General features: G+C 60.0%; 14 protein-coding genes. 13 read left to right on the top strand and 1 reads right to left on the bottom strand.

What is annotated here, in order from left to right; genetic code table 11:
• The first annotated feature begins 139 nt into the window (after positions 1-139).
• The 4 genes from rpmE to R3355_RS03440 all read left to right on the top strand — a co-directional run bounded on the left by rpmE (position 140) and on the right by R3355_RS03440 (position 3,994).
• Positions 140-355, top strand: coding sequence for a 50S ribosomal protein L31 (gene rpmE, locus R3355_RS03455; protein ID WP_238040374.1), 216 nt, complete (start codon positions 140-142; stop codon positions 353-355).
• Between the two features lie 26 nt (positions 356-381).
• Positions 382-1,182, top strand: a complete 801-nt coding sequence (locus tag R3355_RS03450) for a thermonuclease family protein (RefSeq protein ID WP_318960065.1) — start codon at positions 382-384, stop codon at positions 1,180-1,182.
• Positions 1,179-2,621, top strand: coding sequence for a M48 family metalloprotease (locus R3355_RS03445; protein ID WP_318960064.1), 1,443 nt, complete (start codon positions 1,179-1,181; stop codon positions 2,619-2,621). Before R3355_RS03450 ends, R3355_RS03445 begins: the two co-directional genes overlap by 4 nt.
• Positions 2,622-2,725: 104 nt before the next feature.
• Positions 2,726-3,994 (top strand): malic enzyme-like NAD(P)-binding protein, encoded by a 1,269-nt coding sequence (locus R3355_RS03440; protein ID WP_318960063.1) that lies wholly within the window; start codon positions 2,726-2,728, stop codon positions 3,992-3,994.
• Positions 3,995-4,222: 228 nt separating this feature from the next.
• Here R3355_RS03440 and R3355_RS03435 read toward each other — a convergent pair whose 3' ends face one another.
• Positions 4,223-6,655 (bottom strand): penicillin-binding protein 1A, encoded by a 2,433-nt coding sequence (locus R3355_RS03435; protein ID WP_413243477.1) that lies wholly within the window; start codon positions 6,653-6,655, stop codon positions 4,223-4,225.
• A gap of 184 nt (positions 6,656-6,839) precedes the next feature.
• Between R3355_RS03435 and R3355_RS03430 the strand changes: the two genes are divergently transcribed.
• From R3355_RS03430 to gltB, 9 genes are all read left to right on the top strand, one after another.
• Complete coding sequence (locus R3355_RS03430; RefSeq protein ID WP_318946868.1) at positions 6,840-7,904, top strand: pilus assembly protein PilM; 1,065 nt, start codon at positions 6,840-6,842, stop codon at positions 7,902-7,904.
• Positions 7,904-8,479, top strand: coding sequence for a type 4a pilus biogenesis protein PilN (pilN, locus tag R3355_RS03425; RefSeq protein ID WP_318946870.1), 576 nt, complete (start codon positions 7,904-7,906; stop codon positions 8,477-8,479). The genes R3355_RS03430 and pilN overlap by 1 nt, the downstream gene beginning before the upstream one ends.
• On the top strand, positions 8,476-9,099 hold the full coding sequence (gene pilO / locus R3355_RS03420) for a type 4a pilus biogenesis protein PilO (RefSeq protein WP_318946872.1): 624 nt from the start codon (positions 8,476-8,478) through the stop codon (positions 9,097-9,099). The genes pilN and pilO overlap by 4 nt, the downstream gene beginning before the upstream one ends.
• A complete protein-coding gene (gene pilP / locus R3355_RS03415; RefSeq protein WP_318960061.1) occupies positions 9,096-9,623 on the top strand; it encodes a type 4a pilus biogenesis lipoprotein PilP in 528 nt (175 codons plus the stop codon). Before pilO ends, pilP begins: the two co-directional genes overlap by 4 nt.
• A gap of 45 nt (positions 9,624-9,668) precedes the next feature.
• Positions 9,669-11,744: a type IV pilus secretin PilQ gene (gene pilQ, locus R3355_RS03410; RefSeq protein ID WP_318960203.1), complete on the top strand. Its 2,076-nt coding sequence runs from the start codon at positions 9,669-9,671 to the stop codon at positions 11,742-11,744.
• Between the two features lie 5 nt (positions 11,745-11,749).
• The gene (gene aroK, locus R3355_RS03405; RefSeq protein WP_318946918.1) at positions 11,750-12,268 is read left to right on the top strand and encodes a shikimate kinase AroK; all 519 of its coding nucleotides are present in this window, start codon (positions 11,750-11,752) and stop codon (positions 12,266-12,268) included.
• A gap of 51 nt (positions 12,269-12,319) precedes the next feature.
• A complete protein-coding gene (gene aroB, locus R3355_RS03400) occupies positions 12,320-13,423 on the top strand; it encodes a 3-dehydroquinate synthase (RefSeq protein ID WP_318960060.1) in 1,104 nt (367 codons plus the stop codon).
• Between the two features lie 10 nt (positions 13,424-13,433).
• Positions 13,434-14,993 (top strand): SPOR domain-containing protein, encoded by a 1,560-nt coding sequence (locus R3355_RS03395; RefSeq protein ID WP_318960059.1) that lies wholly within the window; start codon positions 13,434-13,436, stop codon positions 14,991-14,993.
• A gap of 270 nt (positions 14,994-15,263) precedes the next feature.
• Complete coding sequence (gene gltB, locus R3355_RS03390) at positions 15,264-19,712, top strand: glutamate synthase large subunit (protein ID WP_318960058.1); 4,449 nt, start codon at positions 15,264-15,266, stop codon at positions 19,710-19,712.
• The last annotated feature ends 81 nt before the right edge of the window (positions 19,713-19,793 follow it).

The following is a 19,793-nucleotide window of genomic DNA, read 5'->3' as shown; positions in this document are numbered from 1 at the left end:
CTTAGCACGTGGCCTGGCGACGGCCGGCGTTGCTGTGGCTTGCGTCGTGGCGGCGCTCTGGTATCATCGCCGGCCTAATTGCGTGCGGTACTCAGACAATAGTGTCGGGTGGCGGCACGTCAGCCCCGAGGAATACACCATGAAAGCCGATATCCATCCGAACTACGAAGCCCTTACCGCGACCTGCAGCTGCGGCAACGTAATCGAAACTCGCTCCACCCTGGCCAAGCCGCTGAGCCTGGACGTGTGCAACGAATGCCACCCGTTCTACACCGGCAAGCAGAAAATGCTGGATACCGGCGGCCGCGTCGATCGCTTCAAGCAGCGTTTCGGCATGTTTGGCGCCAAGCAGTAAGTTTGCGCGCAGCGACGGGTGCCCTGATGGGCGTTTCCGCGCTACTGAAAAAGGCGTCCCTGGTGGGCGCCTTTTTTATGTCCGTGTTTTACCTGGCATCCGTCCAGGCGTTGTGTCCGGCGCCCGGCCAATTGCCGAGCGTCAAGGTCCAGCGGGTCGTCGATGGCGACACCTTGCGCCTGCAAGATGGCCGCAGTGTGCGGTTGATCGGTCTGAACAGCCCCGAACTCGGGCGTGAGGGGCGCAGCGCCGAACCCTTCGCCGAGGCCGCACGCCGGCGCTTGAGCGAGTTGGTGGCGGCCAATGACGGGCATGTCGGCTTGCAGCCTGGCCGTGAGGCGAAGGATCACTACGGGCGCACCCTGGCCCATGCCTACGACGGCAAGGGACGTAACCTCGAAGCGCAGCTGTTGGCCGAAGGGCTGGGCTATCTGGTGGTGATTGTGCCCAATGTGGCGCTGGTCGAGTGCCAGCAGGCGGCCGAGCGGCTGGCGCGGCAGTCGCGCGTCGGCCTCTGGCGGCGCTCGCCGGTACAGGCGCCCGCGCAGCTGAGGCGTGGCGGTTTTGCCTTGGTCGAGGGCCGGGTCGAGCGGGTCGAGCGCAATCGTGGTGGGGTTTGGCTGGAGCTGGGGGATTCGTTGGTCCTGCGTGTGCCGCCGCAGGCGTTGCACGGCTTCGATATGCGTCGGTTGCACCGCTTGGCTGGGCGCCGGGTCGAAGTCCGGGGCTGGGTGATTGACCGTTCCCGCCGTGCAGGGGTAAAACCGGGGCAGGCACGCTGGATGTTACCCGTGACCCACGAGTCGATGCTGGAGGTGCTGCCATGAGCCTGCGTTATTGGGCGGTAGGGCTGCTGATACTCGGGCAGCTGACCGGTTGTGCGGTCAACCCCGTCACCGGGCGCAGTAATTTCGTGATGATGAGTGAGCGACAGGAGCTGGAGCTCGGCCAGCGCTACAGTCAGGAAATCCTCAAGCAATACCCGCGCTATGCCGACGAGAAACTGCAGGCGTATGTCCAGCAGGTCGGCGAGCGAGTGGCCAGGTACAGTCATCGTAATCAGCTCAATTACCAATTCACCGTGGTCGACAGCCCGGATATCAACGCCTTCGCCCTGCCGGGCGGCTATATCTATATTCATCGCGGGCTACTTGCCTACCTTAATTCGGAAGCCGAGCTGGCCGCGGTGCTGGGTCACGAGGTTGGCCATGTCACCGCGCGACACGGCGTGCAGCAGCAAAGTCAGTCGAGTGCCTGGAGTATTCTCGGCCAAGTGGTGGCCATCGGTACCGGGGTCGGTGCGGCGGCCGACCTGACCAACGTCCTCGGTAGCGCCTTCGTGCGTGGTTACGGTCGCGACATGGAGCTGGAGGCCGATGGTCTGGGGGCCCAGTATCTGGCGCGCAGCGGCTATGACCCACAGGCGATGATCGAAGTGGTCAAGGTGCTGAAGAATCAGGAAGACTTCGCTCGTGAACAGGCGGCCAAGCGTGGCCAGGCGCAGCCGGCGGGCGGCTATCACGGCGTATTCGATAGCCATCCGGATAATGATCGGCGTCTGCAGCAGGTTCTGGGGCCGGCGCGGGCGCTGGCGACCGGGCAGCAGGAAATCAATCGCGAGACCTTTATCAAACATCTGAATGGGCTGCCATTTGGCGATTCCGCCGCCAGCGGTGTGCGCCGGGGGCGGCACTTCTACCATGCCGGGCTGGACCTGACCCTGGAGTTCCCGCAAGGTTGGAGCATGGTCAATCGGCCGGATGCGCTGATCGGTCACAGTGCCGATCAGCAAGCCTTTATCGCCATGACCCAGCAGGCCAATCCGCAGCGCCTCTCTGCCGCTCAACTGCTGCGCCAGCGCGTCGGCGGGCAGCGTCTGCAGGCTGAGAGCGAATGGCGCCAGGCCGGGTTGTCGGGCTACAGCGCCATTATTCCCGGTACTGCCGCCAAGCGCGTCGCAGTGCTGTTGCGCGGGCAGCGGGCTTACCTGTTTGTTGCGGCGGTACGCGGGCGCACGTCGCTAGACGCCCACGATGAAAGTTTTCTCAAGGTGATCAAGAGTTTGCGTCCGCTTACCGCGGCCGAGCGGCGCCTGGCAGAGCCTCTGCGACTGCATCTGGTCAAGGCGCGAAGCGGGCAGGGCATGGCGGCGCTGGCCCGGCAAAGCAAGTTGCCGGGCGATGCCCAGGCGACCTTGCGCCTGCTCAATAATCTCTATCCCGCAGGTGAGCCGGCCCCTGGCAGCTGGCTCAAGGTCGTGCGTTAGTCACGTGCATCCGGGCAAGACTTAACGGTCTTGTGCAGATGTATACAACTTGCGTATCCTCGGCCGCCTGCCTGTTCAACAGCCAAAAAAGCGGAAATGCCCCTATGTCTGATCTGAAAACTGCCGCTCTCGAATATCACGCCAAACCCCGTCCGGGTAAGCTGAGTGTCGAGCTGACCAAGCCCACTGCCACTGCTCGTGACCTGGCACTGGCCTACAGCCCGGGTGTTGCCGAGCCCGTGCGTGAAATCGCCCGTGACCCTGAATTGGCTTACCGTTATACCGGTAAGGGCAATCTGGTCGCGGTGATTTCCGACGGTACCGCGATCCTGGGTCTGGGCAATCTCGGTCCGTTGGCTTCCAAGCCGGTTATGGAAGGCAAGGGCGTGCTGTTCAAGCGCTTCGCCGGTATCGACGTGTTCGACATCGAAGTCGACGCCGAAAGCCCGCAAGCCTTCATCGACACGGTCAAGCGCATTTCCATCACCTTCGGTGGCATCAATCTGGAAGACATCAAGGCACCAGAGTGCTTCGAGATCGAGCGCGCGCTGATCGAGCAGTGCGACATTCCGGTTTTTCACGATGACCAGCACGGTACTGCCATCGTTACCGCCGCCGGCATGCTCAACGCCCTGGAAATCGCCGGCAAGACCCTCGAGCAGGCGAAGATCGTCTGCCTGGGCGCTGGTGCTGCGGCGACATCCTGCATGAAGCTGCTGGTGAGCATGGGGGCCAAGGTCGAAAATATCTACATGATCGACCGTAAGGGTGTGATCCACGCCGGTCGTGACGATCTGAACCAGTACAAGGCGATATTCGCCACCGAAACCGACAAGCGCACGCTGTCCGAGGCGCTCGAGGGTGCCGATGTGTTCGTCGGTCTGTCCGGCGCCAATCTGCTTCAGGCTGAAGACCTCAAGCGCATGGCGGCCAATCCGATCGTGTTCGCTTGCTCCAACCCGGATCCGGAAATCGCTCCGGAACTGGCCCATGCCGCACGCAATGACGTGATCATGGCCACCGGTCGTTCGGATTACCCGAACCAGGTCAACAACGTGCTGGGCTTCCCGTTCATCTTCCGTGGTGCTCTGGACGTTCGCGCCACTCGCATCAACGAAGAAATGAAGATCGCCGCGGCCCTGGCCCTGCGCGACCTGGCCAAGCTGCCGGTGTCGCAGGAAGTCTGCGATGCCTACGGTGGCATTGCGCTTTCGTTCGGTCGTGAGTACATCATTCCCAAGCCGATGGATCCACGCTTGATCACCGTGGTCTGCGATGCCGTGGCCAAGGCCGCCATCGAAAGCGGTGTGGCGACTCTGCCTTACCCGAAACACTATCCGCTGGCGTCGGTAGATGATGTGTTCAACGGCTAAGCCGGCCCCATAAAAAAACCCGCTTCGGCGGGTTTTTTTATGGGTGCGTGGCAATAACACTTTAGGCACGAGGGCTTCTCGCAGGAGCAGTTTCAGCCGCGAATTGCGCGGATAAATCCACTCCTGCAGAAGACGGATAGCCCATGGGGCAAGCGCCTTTTGTACGGTTTTGAGCCAGAAGCCAAAGAAGACGCCTAATTCGGCCGCTTGTCGTTTGCCGCTGCCTCTTTAAAATAAATCGATCGGCGCCGACTCGTCGGCGGGTAGTGGGCTGCCCGGCGCGCGGAGGCCTGGGTCCAGTTCACTCATGGGCGGTGGCGAGTCTTCGCTCTTGAACAACTCGAAGTAAGCATCGGCGGTGCCGGGCACGGCAGCGCGACCACTATAGGGATCGATGCGCAGGGTCAGCAGGCCTTTGGGTTCCGCGGGGGCGTGACTGGGGCTGTCTTCGAGGGCGCTGGCCATGTAGCTCATCCAGATCGGCAGGGCGACGGTGCCGCCATACTCATGCTTGCCCAGGCTTTCCGGTTGGTCGAAGCCGGCCCAGACGGTGGTCACGTAATCGGCGTTGTAGCCGGAGAACCAGCTGTCCTTGGACTCGTTGGTGGTGCCGGTTTTCCCGGCCAGGTCATTGCGCCCCAGGGCCATGGCTCTGCGCCCGGTACCGCGCTTGATAACGTCCTGCAGCATGCTGGTCATGATATAGGCGGTGCGTTCGTCGATGATTCGTTCGGCAGCAACAGGCTCGCTGGCAAGCATCTGCTCGGGGGCGGTTTCGCGGCTGTTGGTGACGGTTGCTGCATCGGTTTCATCGGCGGTTGAGGCGCTGATGGCCCGCGGGGTGCTAGCCGGGTTGGCGATAAACAGCGGTTCGCCGTAGCGACTGTCGATGCGCTCGATCAGGTAGGGCTGGGTTTTGTACCCGCCGTTGGCGAACACGGCCCAGCCGCCGGCCACTTCCAGCGGCGTCAGGTTGGCGGTGCCGAGTGCCAGGGACAGGTTGCGCGGCAGGTCCTGTTTGTCGAAGCCGAAGCGGCTGACGTAGTCCAGGGCGTAGTCGATGCCGATGGCTTGCAGCAGGCGAATCGACACCAGGTTGCGTGATTTATACAGGGCCTCGCGCAGGCGGATCGGACCCAGGAAGGTGTTGTTGTCGTTTTTCGGTCGCCAGCCCTGGTCGAGGTATTCGTCGACGAACACGATCGGCGCATCGTTCACCAGGCTCGCGGCCGTGTAGCCACGATCCAGTGCGGCGCTATAGACGAAGGGTTTGAAGCTGGAACCCGGTTGGCGCTTGGCTTGTGCGGCGCGGTTGTAGTTGCTTTGTTCGAATGAGAAACCGCCGACCAGCGCGCGGATTGCGCCGTTGTGTGGGTCCAGTGAGACCAGCGCGCTCTGCGCCTGTGGTAGCTGGACGAAGCGCAAGCTGCCATCGTTCTGGCGTTGCACGCGAATCAGATCGCCAACCTGGGCGACATCGCCTGGCTGCTTCGGGCGGGGGCCGAGACTGTTGGTATTGAGGAAAGGCCGCGCCCATTTCATGCTGTCCCAGGCGATCGCTTCTTCCACGCCGCTGCGCAACAACACGAGGATGCCGCTTTTTTCGATTTGACTGACGATCGCCGGCTCAAGGCCGCCCAGCGAACTTTGCTTGGCCAGCTCGCTCAGCCAGGCTTGTTTGTCCATGTCGGGCAGGCGGCGTATCGGGCCGCGATAGCCATGACGCTGATCATAGGTGATCAAGCCTTCGCGAACGGCGGTGTTGGCTGCGTTTTGCAGGTCGCTCGGGACGGTGGTGGTGACGTTGAAACCCTCGGTGTAGGCCTCGCTGCCGTAGCGGCCGACCATTTCTGCACGGACCATTTCCGCTATATAGGGGGCGGTGACTTCGGGGGCGGGAGCGTGGTGGCTGGCGTCGCCAGGCTCGGCCAGGGCGGCTTCATAGCGCTGCTGGTCGATCCGGCCGAGCATATGCATGCGTCCGAGGATCCAGTCGCGGCGTTCTTTGGCGCGGGTGGGGTTGGTCAGCGGGTTGAAGCGTGACGGCGCTTTCGGCAGGCCTGCAATCATCGCCAGTTGGGCTAGGCTGAGCTCATTGATCGATTTGCCGTAATAAACTTGGGCGGCGGCTTCGATTCCGTAAGCGCGGTGGCCGAGGTAGATCTTGTTGACATAGAGCTCGAGGATTTCATCCTTGCTCAACTCGCGTTCGATCTGCAGTGCCAGGAGGATCTCATTGATCTTGCGCGAGAAGCTTCTCTCGCTGCTCAGGAAGAAATTCTTCGCCACCTGCATGGTGATGGTGCTGCCGCCAGTCTGGATGTGTCCGCTTTTCAATATTTGCGTGGCAGCGCGCATCAAGCTGGTAAGGTCGACGCCATAATGGTTCGCAAAGTTGTCGTCTTCAGCGGCTAGCAGGGCGCCGATGAAGTCGGGGGGGATGTCATCGAATTTGATCGGCGAGCGGCGCATTTCGCCAAATTCCGCGATCAGCTTGGCATCGCTGCTGTATACCCGTAGAGGGATCTGCAACTGGATGCTGCGCAACGACTCGACGGATGGCAGGCTGGGGCTGAGATAGAGAAAGGCGCCACTCAGACTGAGTAACAGCGCACAAAAAGTGGCGACACCAGACCAACAGATAAACTTCAGCAAACGCATCAAGATTTTTGGATTTCCAGATAAAAGAATGAGTTAAGCGGAAGACAATGCTAAAAGGGAAAAACTGATCACATTATAAGCGTTTTTTTTCCCGGGGATCCATTTGCGCTTCTGTCAAGACTGTTATTTAATGTGAAAAAACATAAATAGTCCGTAAGTCGCGGATGCCAATAGGAAATCGGTCGTGCTAGGGCTCTTCAATAAGAACGCGAATACGCTGCTGGGGATCGATATCAGTTCGACCTCCGTCAAGCTCCTCGAATTGAGTCGCTCAGGAAGCCGCTACAAGGTAGAGGCTTACGCTGTCGAGCCGCTCCCGCCAAATGCGGTGGTCGAGAAAAACATTGCCGAACTTGAGGGGGTCGGCCAGGCGCTTGCGCGCGTGCTGGCCAAAGCCAAGACCGGTGTGAAATCCGTCGCTGTCGCTGTCGCTGGTTCCGCGGTGATCACCAAGACCATCGAGATGGAAGCCGGGCTTTCCGATGATGACCTCGAGAATCAGCTGAAGATCGAAGCCGATCAGTACATTCCTTATCCGCTTGAGGAAGTGGCGATCGACTTCGAGGTGCAAGGTGCTTCGCCGCGCAACCCCGAACGGGTCGAGGTGCTGCTGGCAGCCTGCCGCAAGGAAAACGTAGAGGTTCGCGAAGCCGCCCTGGCTTTGGCCGGGCTGGTCGCCAAGGTGGTCGATGTCGAAGCCTATGCCCTGGAGCGTGCTTATGGCTTGCTCACGGAGCAACTGGGCAGCGGGCAGGACGAGCTGACGGTGGCGGTGGTCGATATCGGTGCCACCATGACCACGCTCAGCGTGCTGCACAACGGCCGGACTATCTACACGCGCGAGCAGCTTTTTGGTGGCAAGCAGCTCACCGAGGAAATTCAGCGGCGTTACGGCCTGTCCGTGGAGGAGGCTGGTCTTGCGAAAAAACAGGGAGGCCTCCCTGATGACTACGACAGCGAAGTATTGCAACCGTTCAAGGAAGCGGTTGTGCAACAGGTTTCGCGCTCCCTGCAATTTTTCTTTGCTGCAGGCCAGTTCAATGATGTCGATTACATCCTCCTGGCTGGCGGCACGGCCTCCATTCCCGACCTCGATCGACTGATTCAGCAGAAAATCGGCACACAAACCCTGGTTGCCAATCCCTTTGCGGACATGGCACTGAGTAGCAGGGTCAATGCGGGGGCCTTGGCCAGTGATGCTCCGGCATTGATGATTGCCTGTGGTCTGGCGATGAGGAGTTTCGATTAATGGCGCGGATTAACCTTCTTCCATGGCGCGAGCAGTTACGCGAGGAGCGCAAGCAGCGCTTTCTGGTGACGCTCGCGGGTGTCTTGGTGGTCGCGGCCGGTGCGGTGTTCCTAGGGGACCAGTATCTGAATGGGGCAATCGAGCAGCAAAACGCGCGCAACCAGTTCGTGCGTAAAGAAATTGCCGTACTGGATGCGCGGATCAAGGAAATCAGCGAACTGAAAACCCGGCGCCAACAGTTGCTGGAACGCATGAAGATTATTCAGGACCTGCAGGGCAATAGGCCGATTATTGGTCGCGTATTCGACCAGTTGGTGCGAACCCTGCCGGATGGTGTGTATTTCAATAGCGTCAAAATGACGGGCAAGAATATTGCGATAGTTGGGGCCGCCGAGTCCAACAATAGAGTGTCGAATTTGATGCGTAATCTGGACGCATCCGATTGGCTGGATGCGCCTAACTTGACGCAAGTCAAAGCCACCACCGCAGGTGCTTTGGATCAGGCAAATGTGTTTCAGTTGACGGTTAAGCAAACGCAGCCTGGCGTTGAGCCGATAGAAGGTGATAAGAAATGAGCCTGGCTGAATCCATCGAGAACTTGCGCAAGATCGAACTTAGTAATCTTGATCTTAATAACATTGGCTCATGGCCGGCCGTCATCAAGGGCGTTGTTTTTGTTCTGTTTTTCGTGGTGATGCTGGCGCTTGGCTATAACTTTCATCTGAAGGATTTGCAAGCCAGTCTGGAGCGCTCGCAGGGAGAAGAACAAACCCTCAAGCAGCAGTTTTCCAGCAAGGCTTTCCAGGCGGCAAATCTGGAAGCGTATAAGGAACAGATGCAGGAGATGGAAGTTTCCTTTGGTACTCTCTTGCGTCAACTGCCGAGCGATACCGAGGTGCCAGGTCTGTTGGAGGACATTACCCGTACCGGGCTGGGCAGCGGTCTTGAGTTCGAAGAGATCAAGTTGCTTCCCGAAGTGACACAGCCATTTTATATAGAGCTGCCCATTCAGGTGGTTGTGGTCGGTAATTATCATGACTTGGCGACCTTTGTCAGTGGTGTTGCCAGTCTTCCGCGAATTGTGACGCTGCATGACTTCGAGACTAAACCGGTTAGCACGGAGAGCGCTTCTGTCATTCGCATGAATGTTATGGCGAAGACATACCGTTATAACGATAAAGGGATGGATAAATGAAGATTCTTCGTTTGACTGTGTCTATCTGTTTATTCTCGGTTTTGCAAGGTTGCGGCTCGGGTGGCGACTTTTCTGATCTGCAGTCATTTATGGACGAGGTTCGCGCCAAGCCGAAAGGCGCTATTGAGCCGTTGCCAAAGTTTCAACCCTACGAAGCATTCACCTATGGAGCTTCTTCCCTGCGCAGCCCATTCCAGCCGCCGATCAAGATTGACATGGTGCGTCGTCAAAAAGGCTCGCAGGAAGTTAAGCCGGATGAAGCGCGGGTTAAGCAGTTCCTTGAGGGTTTCAACATAGAGGTCTTCGAGATGGTCGGCACGCTTGCCAATGCAAACGATGTGTTTGCTTTGGTGAATGGAGCCGGCGGGGTTCATCGCGTCAAGGTGGGGGATTATTTAGGTCGAAATTACGGCCGCATCCTGGCGATAGATGAAGCAAAAATCGAAGTGGTCGAGATCGTTCCAGACGGTGAAGGCGGCTGGCTCGAACGGCCGCGTAGCCTCTCCCTCAAGGAGCGCTCTTGAATGATCATGAAAAAAAATAACCGGTCTGCCCAACGGAACCCGAGAATGAATAGCTCCTTATCGCATCTAGGTATCTCTCTATTAGCGCTGCTGCTATCGCCGGCATTGTTGGCCGCTGACTTGCAGGCGCTCGATGTTTCTGCGTTGCCAGGCGACCGTGTCGAGTTGAAGTTGACGTTTGATGAACCGGTGCTTGCTCCGCGCGGCTATACGATCGAGCAGCCAGCACGTATTGCCCTGGACTTTCCGGGCGTTTCCAGCCAGTTGGGTGCAAAGAACCGAGAGTTGGGCGTGGGTAATGCGCGCAGTGTCACAGTGGTCGAAGCCAAGGACCGAACTCGGCTGATCATCAACCTGACCAGCTTGGCGCCCTACAATACGCGGGTCGATGGCAACAACCTGTATGTCGTGATTGGCGAGGGGGCATCCAGTTCGGCGTCAGCTCGGCCGGTGGCTGCCGCGGCGGCTGTCAGTACTGCTGTGCCAGTGAAGAGCTACGCAGCACAAGGCAAGGCCATTAGCAATATCGATTTCCAGCGGGGCGAGCAAGGCGAGGGTAATGTTGTGATTACCCTGTCGGATGCTTCGGTAAGCCCTGACATTCAAGAACAGGGCGGCAAGATTCGTCTGGACTTCGCCAAGACTCAATTGCCTGAGGCGTTGCGGGTCCGCCTGGACGTCAAGGATTTTGCTACGCCGGTACAGTTCGTCAGTGCGACGGGGTCGGCTGACAAGGCGAGTATCGTGATTGAGCCGACAGGGTCCTATGATTATCTGGCGTATCAAGCCGATAACAAACTTACTCTCAGCGTCAAGCCGTTGACCCAGGATGAAGTCGAGACGCGCAAAAACGAGCGTTTTGCCTACACGGGTGAAAAGTTGTCCTTGAATTTCCAGGACATCGATGTTCGTTCGGTGTTGCAGTTGATCGCCGATTTCACCGACCTGAACCTGGTGGCCAGTGACACGGTACGGGGCAACATCACCTTGCGCTTGCAGAATGTGCCCTGGGATCAGGCGCTGGATCTGGTCCTGAAAACCAAAGGCCTGGACAAACGCATGGTGGGCAATGTGCTGTTGGTGGCGCCGGCCGATGAAATTGCCGCGCGTGAGCGCCAGGAGCTCGAGTCGCAGAAGCAGATCGCGGAATTGGCACCGCTGCGTCGCGAACTTATTCAGGTGAATTATGCCAAGGCCACCGATATGGCCAAGTTGTTCCAGTCAGTCACCAGCGCAGAGGGCTCTGTCGATGACCGCGGCTCGATCACGGTAGACGACAGAACCAACAGTATCATTGCCTACCAGACGCAGGACCGCCTGGATGAGTTGCGGCGGATTGTCTCGCAGCTCGATATTCCTGTCCGTCAGGTGATGGTTGAGGCGCGGATCGTTGAGGCCAATGTCGACTTCGACAAGTCACTGGGCGTCGAGTGGCGTGGGGTGAGTCTCGGCGATAACAATTTTATCGCCGGCGGAACGAATAGCCTGGTCAAAAATTCTGACCCGCTTGAGATTGACGCAGGGACTTTTGTGGATCTGGGCGCTACCGGTCGGAATGTGGGTCTAAACCTCGGGTTTATCACCAATAACACCATCCTTGATCTTGAATTGTCCGCTATGGAGAAAACCGGTAACGGTGAGGTTATTTCTCAACCCAAAGTGGTGACCTCGGATAAAGAAACCGCAAAAATATTGAAGGGCTCAGAGGTTCCCTATCAAGAAGCGAGTTCAAGTGGCGCTACGAGCACCTCTTTCAAGGAGGCAGCTCTGTCGTTGGAGGTGACACCGCAGATTACGCCGGATAATCGCATTATCATGGAGGTCAAGGTTACAAAGGATGCACCTGATTTCTCTAATGCGGCTGCGAGTGGTGGGGTTCCTGCGATTAATAAAAATGAGGTGAATGCCAAAGTTTTGGTTGCTGACGGTGAGACTATTGTCATAGGTGGCGTGTTTTCCAACACCCAGAGCAAGTCGGTAGACAAGGTTCCGTTCCTTGGTGATATTCCGTACTTGGGTGCTCTGTTCAGGCGTGATCTTGTCAAGGATAGCAAGTCTGAACTATTGATTTTCCTCACGCCGCGCATTATGAATACTCAGGCTGTAGCGGTAAGTCGTTGAAATATATGCAGAATGTTATCCTTGTTGGCCCGATGGGCGCTGGTAAAAGCACCATCGGGCGTTTGCTTGCCAAAGAGTTGCGGCTGCTGTTCAAAGACTCCGACAAGGAGATCGAGCAGCGTAGTGGTGCCGATATTCCGTGGATTTTCGATGTCGAGGGTGAGCAGGGCTTTCGCGAGCGCGAACGGGCGGTGATTGCCGAGCTCTGCGAGCTGGACGGTCTGGTGCTCGCCACTGGCGGTGGTGCGGTGCTGCATCCTGACAACCGTGCAGCGCTGCGGCGTGGCGGTCGAGTGGTGTATCTGTACGCCTCGGTCGAGCAGCAGCTCGATCGCACTTCACGTGACCGTAATCGTCCTCTGTTGCGCGCTGCCGACCCGGGCAAGGTGCTCGCTGAGCTGCTGGCGATTCGCGATCCGTTGTATCGCGAAATTGCCGATGTCATCGTGCAAACCGATGAGCGTCCGCCGCGTTTGGTTGTGCAAGAAATACTTGAGTGTCTCGAAGAGCTTTCTCCCCGTTAAAGCGCCGGCCGAACTGCGCTATCCTAGAGCCCTTTTGACGTCGGGGGCTCCATGCAAACTCTTCAGGTCGATCTCGGTGAGCGCAGCTATCCCATTTATATTGGTGCCGATCTATTGCGTCGCACGGATTTGCTGGCGCCGCATATCATTGGTCGCCAGGTGGCCATCGTCACCAATGAAACGGTCGCACCGCTCTACCTGGATGCACTCAAGGCTGCACTTGCCGGTTACGCGGTGACCGCGATTGTCTTGCCGGATGGCGAGGCGTTCAAAACCTGGGAAACCTTGCAGCAGATCTTCGATGGCCTGCTCGGCGCGCGACATGACCGGCATACGACTGTGGTTGCGCTGGGTGGTGGGGTTGTCGGTGATATGGCCGGCTTCGCTGCGGCCTGTTATCAGCGGGGGGTCAATTTCATCCAGGTTCCGACCACCCTATTGTCCCAGGTCGATTCCTCGGTGGGGGGCAAGACCGGCATCAACCACCCGCTCGGGAAAAATATGGTGGGGGCGTTCTATCAACCGCAAGCCGTCTTGATCGATACGATCAGCCTGACTACGTTGCCGCCGCGCGAGCTGTCGGCGGGGCTGGCCGAGGTGATCAAATATGGCTTGATCTGTGACGAGCCTTTTCTCTCCTGGCTGGAACAGCACATGCCTGCATTGCGGGCGCTCGATCAAGAGGCGCTGACTGCTGCGATCGAACGCTCCTGTGCAGCCAAGGCGCGGATTGCCGGGGCCGATGAGCGGGAGGCGGGGCTGCGGGCCACGCTCAATCTGGGGCACACTTTCGGTCATGCCATCGAGACGCAGCAGGGTTATGGTGTCTGGTTGCACGGCGAGGCGGTCGCGGCGGGAACCGTGATGGCGCTGGAGATGTCGCAGCAGCTGGGCTGGATTTCGCAGGCCGAACGCAATCGGGGCATTCGTCTGTTTCAGGCAGCAGGCTTGCCCGTGGTACCGCCGAAAGGCATGACGCCGGAGCATTTTTTGGCGCATATGGCGGTCGACAAGAAGGTGCTCGATGGTCAGCTGCGCCTGGTGTTGTTACGTCATATCGGCGAGGCGGTGGTGACGGGTGAGTTCCCTCGCGAAATTTTGAATGCCACGCTGAGCGTAGATTACGCGGCGCTGGTGGATCAGCTTGAACATTAATGAGTGTCCCATGACCAGTTTGCATGCCGACGAGGCTTTTCTCGATCACTACCAATTCAGCCACGATCCCTTTGCGGCGCGGGTGCCGGGCTTCAAGTTTTTTCCGGCCCAGCGCAAGCCGGTGTTGGGGCAGTTGCATCACCTTGCCCGATACAGCCAGTTGCTGTTGCTGGTCTGCGGTCCTCTGGGGAGCGGCAAGACCCTGCTGCGTCAGGCGCTGGTGGCCAGCACCAATAAGCAAACTGTGCACAGTGTGGTTGTGTCCGCCCTGGGCGCAGCCGATGCGGCAGGTATTCTGCGTCAGGTAGCTCAGGGCTTGCAGGTGCAGCAGTCGGAGCCACAGGCGATTTTGGCGCAGGTTGGTCAGTTGGCCTTGACTGGCCAGGACGTCTACGTGCTGGTCGACGATGCCGAGCAGTTGAGCGACGCGGCGCTGGCCAGTCTGCTGGCCCTGGCGGCGGGGAGCAGTGAAGGGCGCCCGCATGTATTTCTGTTCGCCGAGCCGGAGTTGATTGCGCGCCTTGAGTTGCTGGCCGACGGTGAGGAGTGCTTCCATGCCATCGAATTGCAGCCTTACAGCGAAGATGAAACGCGTGAGTACCTGGCGCAGCGATTGGAGGGTGCCGGGCGGGGCCTCGACTTGTTAACGGATGAGCAGGTCACTGCCATTCATGAGCAGGCCGCGGGTTGGCCCGGGGCAATCAATCAGGTTGCCCGTGACACCCTGGTCGAGGCCATGCGGGTGCAGCGTGGTGCCGTCAAAGGTGCAGGCTTTGCATTCAACCTGCCGCGCAAGCATCTGCTGGCATTGGCGGTGGTTGGGCTTGGGGTATTGGCGGCCTGGCTGATGCAGGGGCGCCCGGATGGCGAGGCGCCTGTGCCGGTGGCGACACAGTTGCCGCTCGGTCAGATCGAACAGCCTGTTGTTGATGCTCCTGTTCCGGAGCCTGCTGACGCAGGAGCCCCGGCAATACAGTTCGAGGGTGGCAATCAGCCCGTCCCACTGCCTCTGGTTGGCGAGGTTCAGCCGGTTATGCGCGAGCCTTTGGCTCAAGCTGCTGGCTTGGGCGGGGTCGAGGAGGCGGATATCGCGGATGCTGCCGGTTCGAGCTCTGTCGGTGTGCTGGTGGATGAGCGGGTTGCTTCGGCAGCCCCGGCTTCGCCTGCCGTGCCGGTGGCGCCTGCACCTGTTCCTGTCGCGCCGGTCGTTCAGTCCGTGCCTGTGGTGGCGCCTGCGCCGAAGCCGCCAGCGGTCGCTGCAGCACCGGCGAAGGCTGTGGCGGTCGATGCCTGGTACGCTGCTCAGGCAGGTTCGCGCTACACCCTGCAAATACTCGGTGCGCGCGCAGAGGATAGTGCTCAGGCGTTTGTGCGTGAGCACGGTGCGCAGTACCACTATTTCAAGAAGCAGCATCAAGGTCAGCCGCTGTATGTCGTGACCTATGGTAGTTTCGCCACGCGTGAGGCGGCGCAGGCCGCCCTGGGCAGCTTGCCGGACAAGGTGCGGGCGGGTAAGCCCTGGCCGCGGACGTTTGCCAGTATCAAGCACGAGATCGGCCAGGTCCGCTAGTGGGTGCTATCCGGCTGGCCGCGCGCCAGGTGCGGGTTGTCCTGTACCTGGTGACCTGCTGGTCGGTAGCATGACTGTCCGGTCGATTCCTTCGTTTTCGCGACATAAGCTTGCGGCAGGTCGTCACGCCGATTTGTGACGGCCTTGGTGGGTATGTACAATGACCTCCGTTTTGCCTGCGCAAAGCTGGTGCTATGCCATGCGCGCACGGTAAGTATTTGAATTAGAAAGCAATTTGTCTCGTTTAGAGGCAGCCTGGTGAGAGTCCCTATGAAAGCAGGTTTGTACCGTCCTGATGAGTTCAAGGATAACTGCGGCTTCGGCCTGATCGCCCACATGCAGGGCGAGGCGAGCCATCACCTGCTGCAGACCGCTATTGAAGCGCTGACATGCATGACCCACCGCGGCGGAATCAACGCCGACGGCAAGACGGGGGATGGCTGTGGTCTGTTGATTCAGAAGCCCGATGCCTTCTTGCGCGCGGTGGCGCAGCAGCACTTCGCGGTCGAGCTGCCCAAGCAGTACGCCGTGGGCATGGTGTTCTTCAATCAGGATCCGGTAAAAGCCGAAGCCGCACGCGAGAACATGAACCGCGAAATTCTGGCTGCCGGCCTGACTCTGGTCGGCTGGCGCCAGGTGCCGATCGACACCAGCGTGCTCGGCCGTCTGGCGCTCGATCGTTTGCCGCTGATCGAGCAGGTGTTCATCGGTGGCGAAGGCCTGTCCGATCAGACATTCGCGATCAAGCTGTTCGGTGCCCGCCGTCGCTCGTCGGTGGCCAACGCGGCCGATGTCGACCATTACATCTGCAGCTTCTCGCACAAGACCATCATCTATAAAGGCCTGATGATGCCGGCCGACTTGCAGCAGTTCTACCCGGACCTGGGTGACGAGCGGCTGCAGACCGCGATCTGCGTGTTCCATCAGCGTTTCTCCACCAACACCCTGCCGAAGTGGCCGCTGGCGCAGCCGTTCCGCTTCCTCGCCCATAACGGCGAGATCAATACCATCACCGGCAACCGCAACTGGGCCCAGGCGCGGCGCACCAAGTTCGCCAACGAGCTGATGCCCGATCTGGATGAGCTGGGTCCGTTGGTCAATCGCGTCGGTTCCGACTCGTCAAGCATGGACAATATGCTCGAGCTGATGGTCACCGGCGGCATCGACCTGTTCCGCGGCGTGCGCATGATCATTCCGCCCGCCTGGCAGAACGTCGAGACCATGGACGCCGACCTGCGCGCGTTCTACGAATACAACTCCATGCACATGGAGCCCTGGGACGGTCCGGCCGGCGTGGTGCTGACCGACGGTCGCTATGCCGTCTGCCTGCTCGACCGCAACGGTCTGCGCCCGGCGCGCTGGGTCACCACCAGCAATGGCTACATCACCCTCGCCTCGGAAATCGGCGTATGGGATTACCAGCCGGAAGATGTGATCGCCAAGGGTCGTGTCGGTCCGGGGCAGATCCTCGCCGTGGACACCGAAACCGGTCAGGTGCTGAGCACCGACGATATCGACAGCCGCCTGAAGTCGCGTCACCCGTACAAGCAGTGGCTGCGCAAGAACGCCCTGCGTATCCAGGCGACCATGGAAGACAACGACCATGGTTCGGCGTTCTATGACGTCGACCAGCTCAAGCAGTACATGAAGATGTACCAGGTCACCTTCGAGGAACGTGACCAGGTGCTGCGCCCGCTGGCCGAGCAGGGGCAGGAAGCTGTCGGTTCCATGGGTGACGACACGCCCATGGCCGTATTGAGCCAGCGCGTGCGTTCGCCATACGACTATTTCCGCCAGCAGTTCGCCCAGGTCACCAATCCGCCGATCGATCCGCTGCGTGAAGCCATCGTCATGTCCCTGGAGATCTGCCTCGGTGCCGAGCGCAACATCTTCCAGGAATCGCCAGAGCACGCCACCCGCGTGATCCTCAGCTCGCCGGTCATTTCCCCGGCCAAATGGCGCAGCCTGATGACCCTGGAACGCCCGGGTTTCGAGCGTCAGCTGATCGACATGAACTACGACGAGTCGCTCGGGCTCGAAGCGGCCGTGCGCAATATGGCCGACCAGGCCGAGGAAGCGGTGCGCGCCGGCAAGGTGTTGCTGGTGCTGAGCGATCGCCACATCGGCCCCGGCAAACTGCCGGCCCATGCCGCGCTGGTGACCGGTGCCGTGCATCATCGCCTGACCGAGAAGGGCCTGCGTTGCGATTGCAACATCCTGGTAGAGACCGCCACCGCCCGTGACCCGCACCACTATGCGGTGCTGCTCGGTTTCGGCGCCTCGGCGATCTATCCGTTCCTGGCCTACGAAGTGCTGGGCGACCTGATCCGCACCGGCGAAGTGCTCGGCGATCTCTACGAAGTGTTCAAGTACTACCGCAAGGGCATCTCCAAGGGCCTGCTGAAGATCCTGTCGAAGATGGGCATCTCCACCGTGGCCTCCTACCGCGGCGCGCAGCTGTTCGAGGCGGTCGGTCTGGCCGATGAAGTCACCGAGCTGTGTTTCCGTGGCGTAGCCAGCCGGATCAAGGGTGCACGCTTCGTCGATCTCGAAGCCGAGCAGAAGCTGCTCGCGGCAGAGGCCTGGAACAACCGCAAGTCGATCCAGCAGGGCGGCCTGCTCAAGTTCGTCTATGGCGGCGAATACCATGCCTACAACCCGGACGTGGTCAGCACCCTGCAAGTCGCGGTGCAGCAGGGCAGCTATGAGAAATACAAGGAATACAGTGCCCTGGTCGACACCCGTCCGGTGTCGATGCTGCGTGATCTGCTGCAGCTGAAACTGGCCGAGCAACCGCTGAGTCTCGACCAGGTCGAGCCGCTGGAAAGCATCTTCAAGCGCTTCGACTCCGCCGGTATTTCCCTTGGCGCGCTGTCGCCCGAGGCTCACGAAGCCATTGCCGAGGCGATGAACCGCCTGGGTGCGCGCTCCAACTCCGGTGAGGGCGGCGAAGACCCGGCCCGTTACGGCACCGTGCGCAGCTCGAAGATCAAGCAGGTGGCCACCGGTCGATTCGGTGTGACCCCGGAATACCTGGTCAACGCCGAAGTGCTGCAGATCAAGGTCGCCCAGGGCGCCAAGCCCGGCGAGGGCGGTCAGCTGCCCGGCGGCAAGGTCAACGGTCTGATCGCACGGCTGCGTTACGCCGTACCGGGCGTGACCCTGATTTCGCCGCCACCGCACCACGACATCTATTCCATCGAAGACCTTGCGCAACTGATCTATGATCTCAAGCAGGTCAACCCTGCCGCACTGGTCTCGGTCAAGCTGGTAGCGGAAGCCGGCGTCGGCACCATCGCCGCCGGTGTGGCCAAGGCCTATGCCGACCTGATCACCATCTCCGGCTACGATGGCGGCACCGGCGCCTCGCCGCTGAGTTCGATCAGGTACGCCGGCGCGCCTTGGGAACTGGGCCTGGCGGAAACCCACCAGACCCTGCGCGGTAACGACCTGCGCGGCAAGGTGCGGGTGCAGACCGACGGCGGCCTGAAGACCGGCCTGGACGTGGTCAAGGCGGCCATCCTCGGCGCCGAGAGCTTCGGCTTCGGCACCGCGCCGATGATCGCCCTGGGTTGCAAGTACCTGCGTATCTGTCACCTGAACAACTGCGCCACCGGCGTCGCCACGCAGAACGACAAGTTGCGCAAGGACCACTTCATCGGCACCGTCGAGATGGTGATGAACTTCTTCACCTATGTCGCCGAAGAGACCCGCGAGTGGCTGGCCAAGCTTGGCGTACACAGCCTGGAAGAGCTGATCGGTCGTACCGACCTGCTGGAGATCCTGCCGGGCGAGACCGCCAAGCAGAATCATCTGGACCTGAGCCCGTTGCTCGGCAGCGACCAGATCGCGGCCGACAAACCGCAGTTCTGTCTGGTCGACAGGAATCCGCCGTTCGATCAGGGCCTGCTGGCCGAGAAGATGGTCGAACTGGCCAAGCCGGCGATCGATGCCGCCAGCGGCGCCGAGTTCGATCTGGATATCTGCAACTGCGACCGTTCCATCGGTGCCCGCGTCTCCGGCGAAATCGCCCGGGTGCATGGCAACAAGGGCATGATCAAGGCGCCGATCACCTTCCGTTTCAAAGGCACTGCGGGCCAGAGTTTCGGCGTGTGGAACGCCGGTGGCCTGAACCTGTACCTGCAAGGCGATGCCAACGACTACGTCGGCAAGGGCATGACCGCCGGCAAACTGGTGATAGTGCCGCCGCAGGGTAGCGCGTTCAAGACCCAGGACAGCGCCATCATCGGCAACACCTGTCTGTACGGCGCCACCGGCGGCAAGCTGTTCGCCGCCGGCACCGCGGGCGAGCGGTTCGCCGTGCGCAACTCCGGCGCCCACACCGTGGTGGAAGGCACCGGCGACCATTGCTGCGAGTACATGACCGGCGGTTTCGTCTGTGTACTGGGCAAGACCGGTTACAACTTCGGTTCCGGCATGACCGGCGGCTTTGCCTATGTGCTCGACCTGGACAACAGCTTCTACGACAAGGTCAACCACGAACTGGTGGAGATCCAGCGGATCAACAACGAGGCCATGGAGGCCTATCGCAGCCATCTGCAGCGCGTGCTCGCCGAGTATGTGCAGGAGACCGCCAGCGAGTGGGGCGCCCATCTGCTGGAGAACCTGGATGACTACCTGCGCAAGTTCTGGCTGGTCAAACCCAAGGCTGCGAGCCTGAAGTCGCTGCTCTCCAGTACCCGCGCCAACCCGCAATAGAACAGAGCTGCAAGCGGCAGGCCTCAAGCCCCGAGTGGGGCGAGGCCCGCCTGCTACCGTGATCGTCTTGCAGCTTGAAGC

It is taken from the genome of Pseudomonas sp., from assembly GCF_033723075.1.
Classification (GTDB): domain Bacteria; phylum Pseudomonadota; class Gammaproteobacteria; order Pseudomonadales; family Pseudomonadaceae; genus Aquipseudomonas.
Note: the sequence above shows the minus strand (reverse complement) of the source record. Positions and strands in the feature narration are given on the sequence as shown.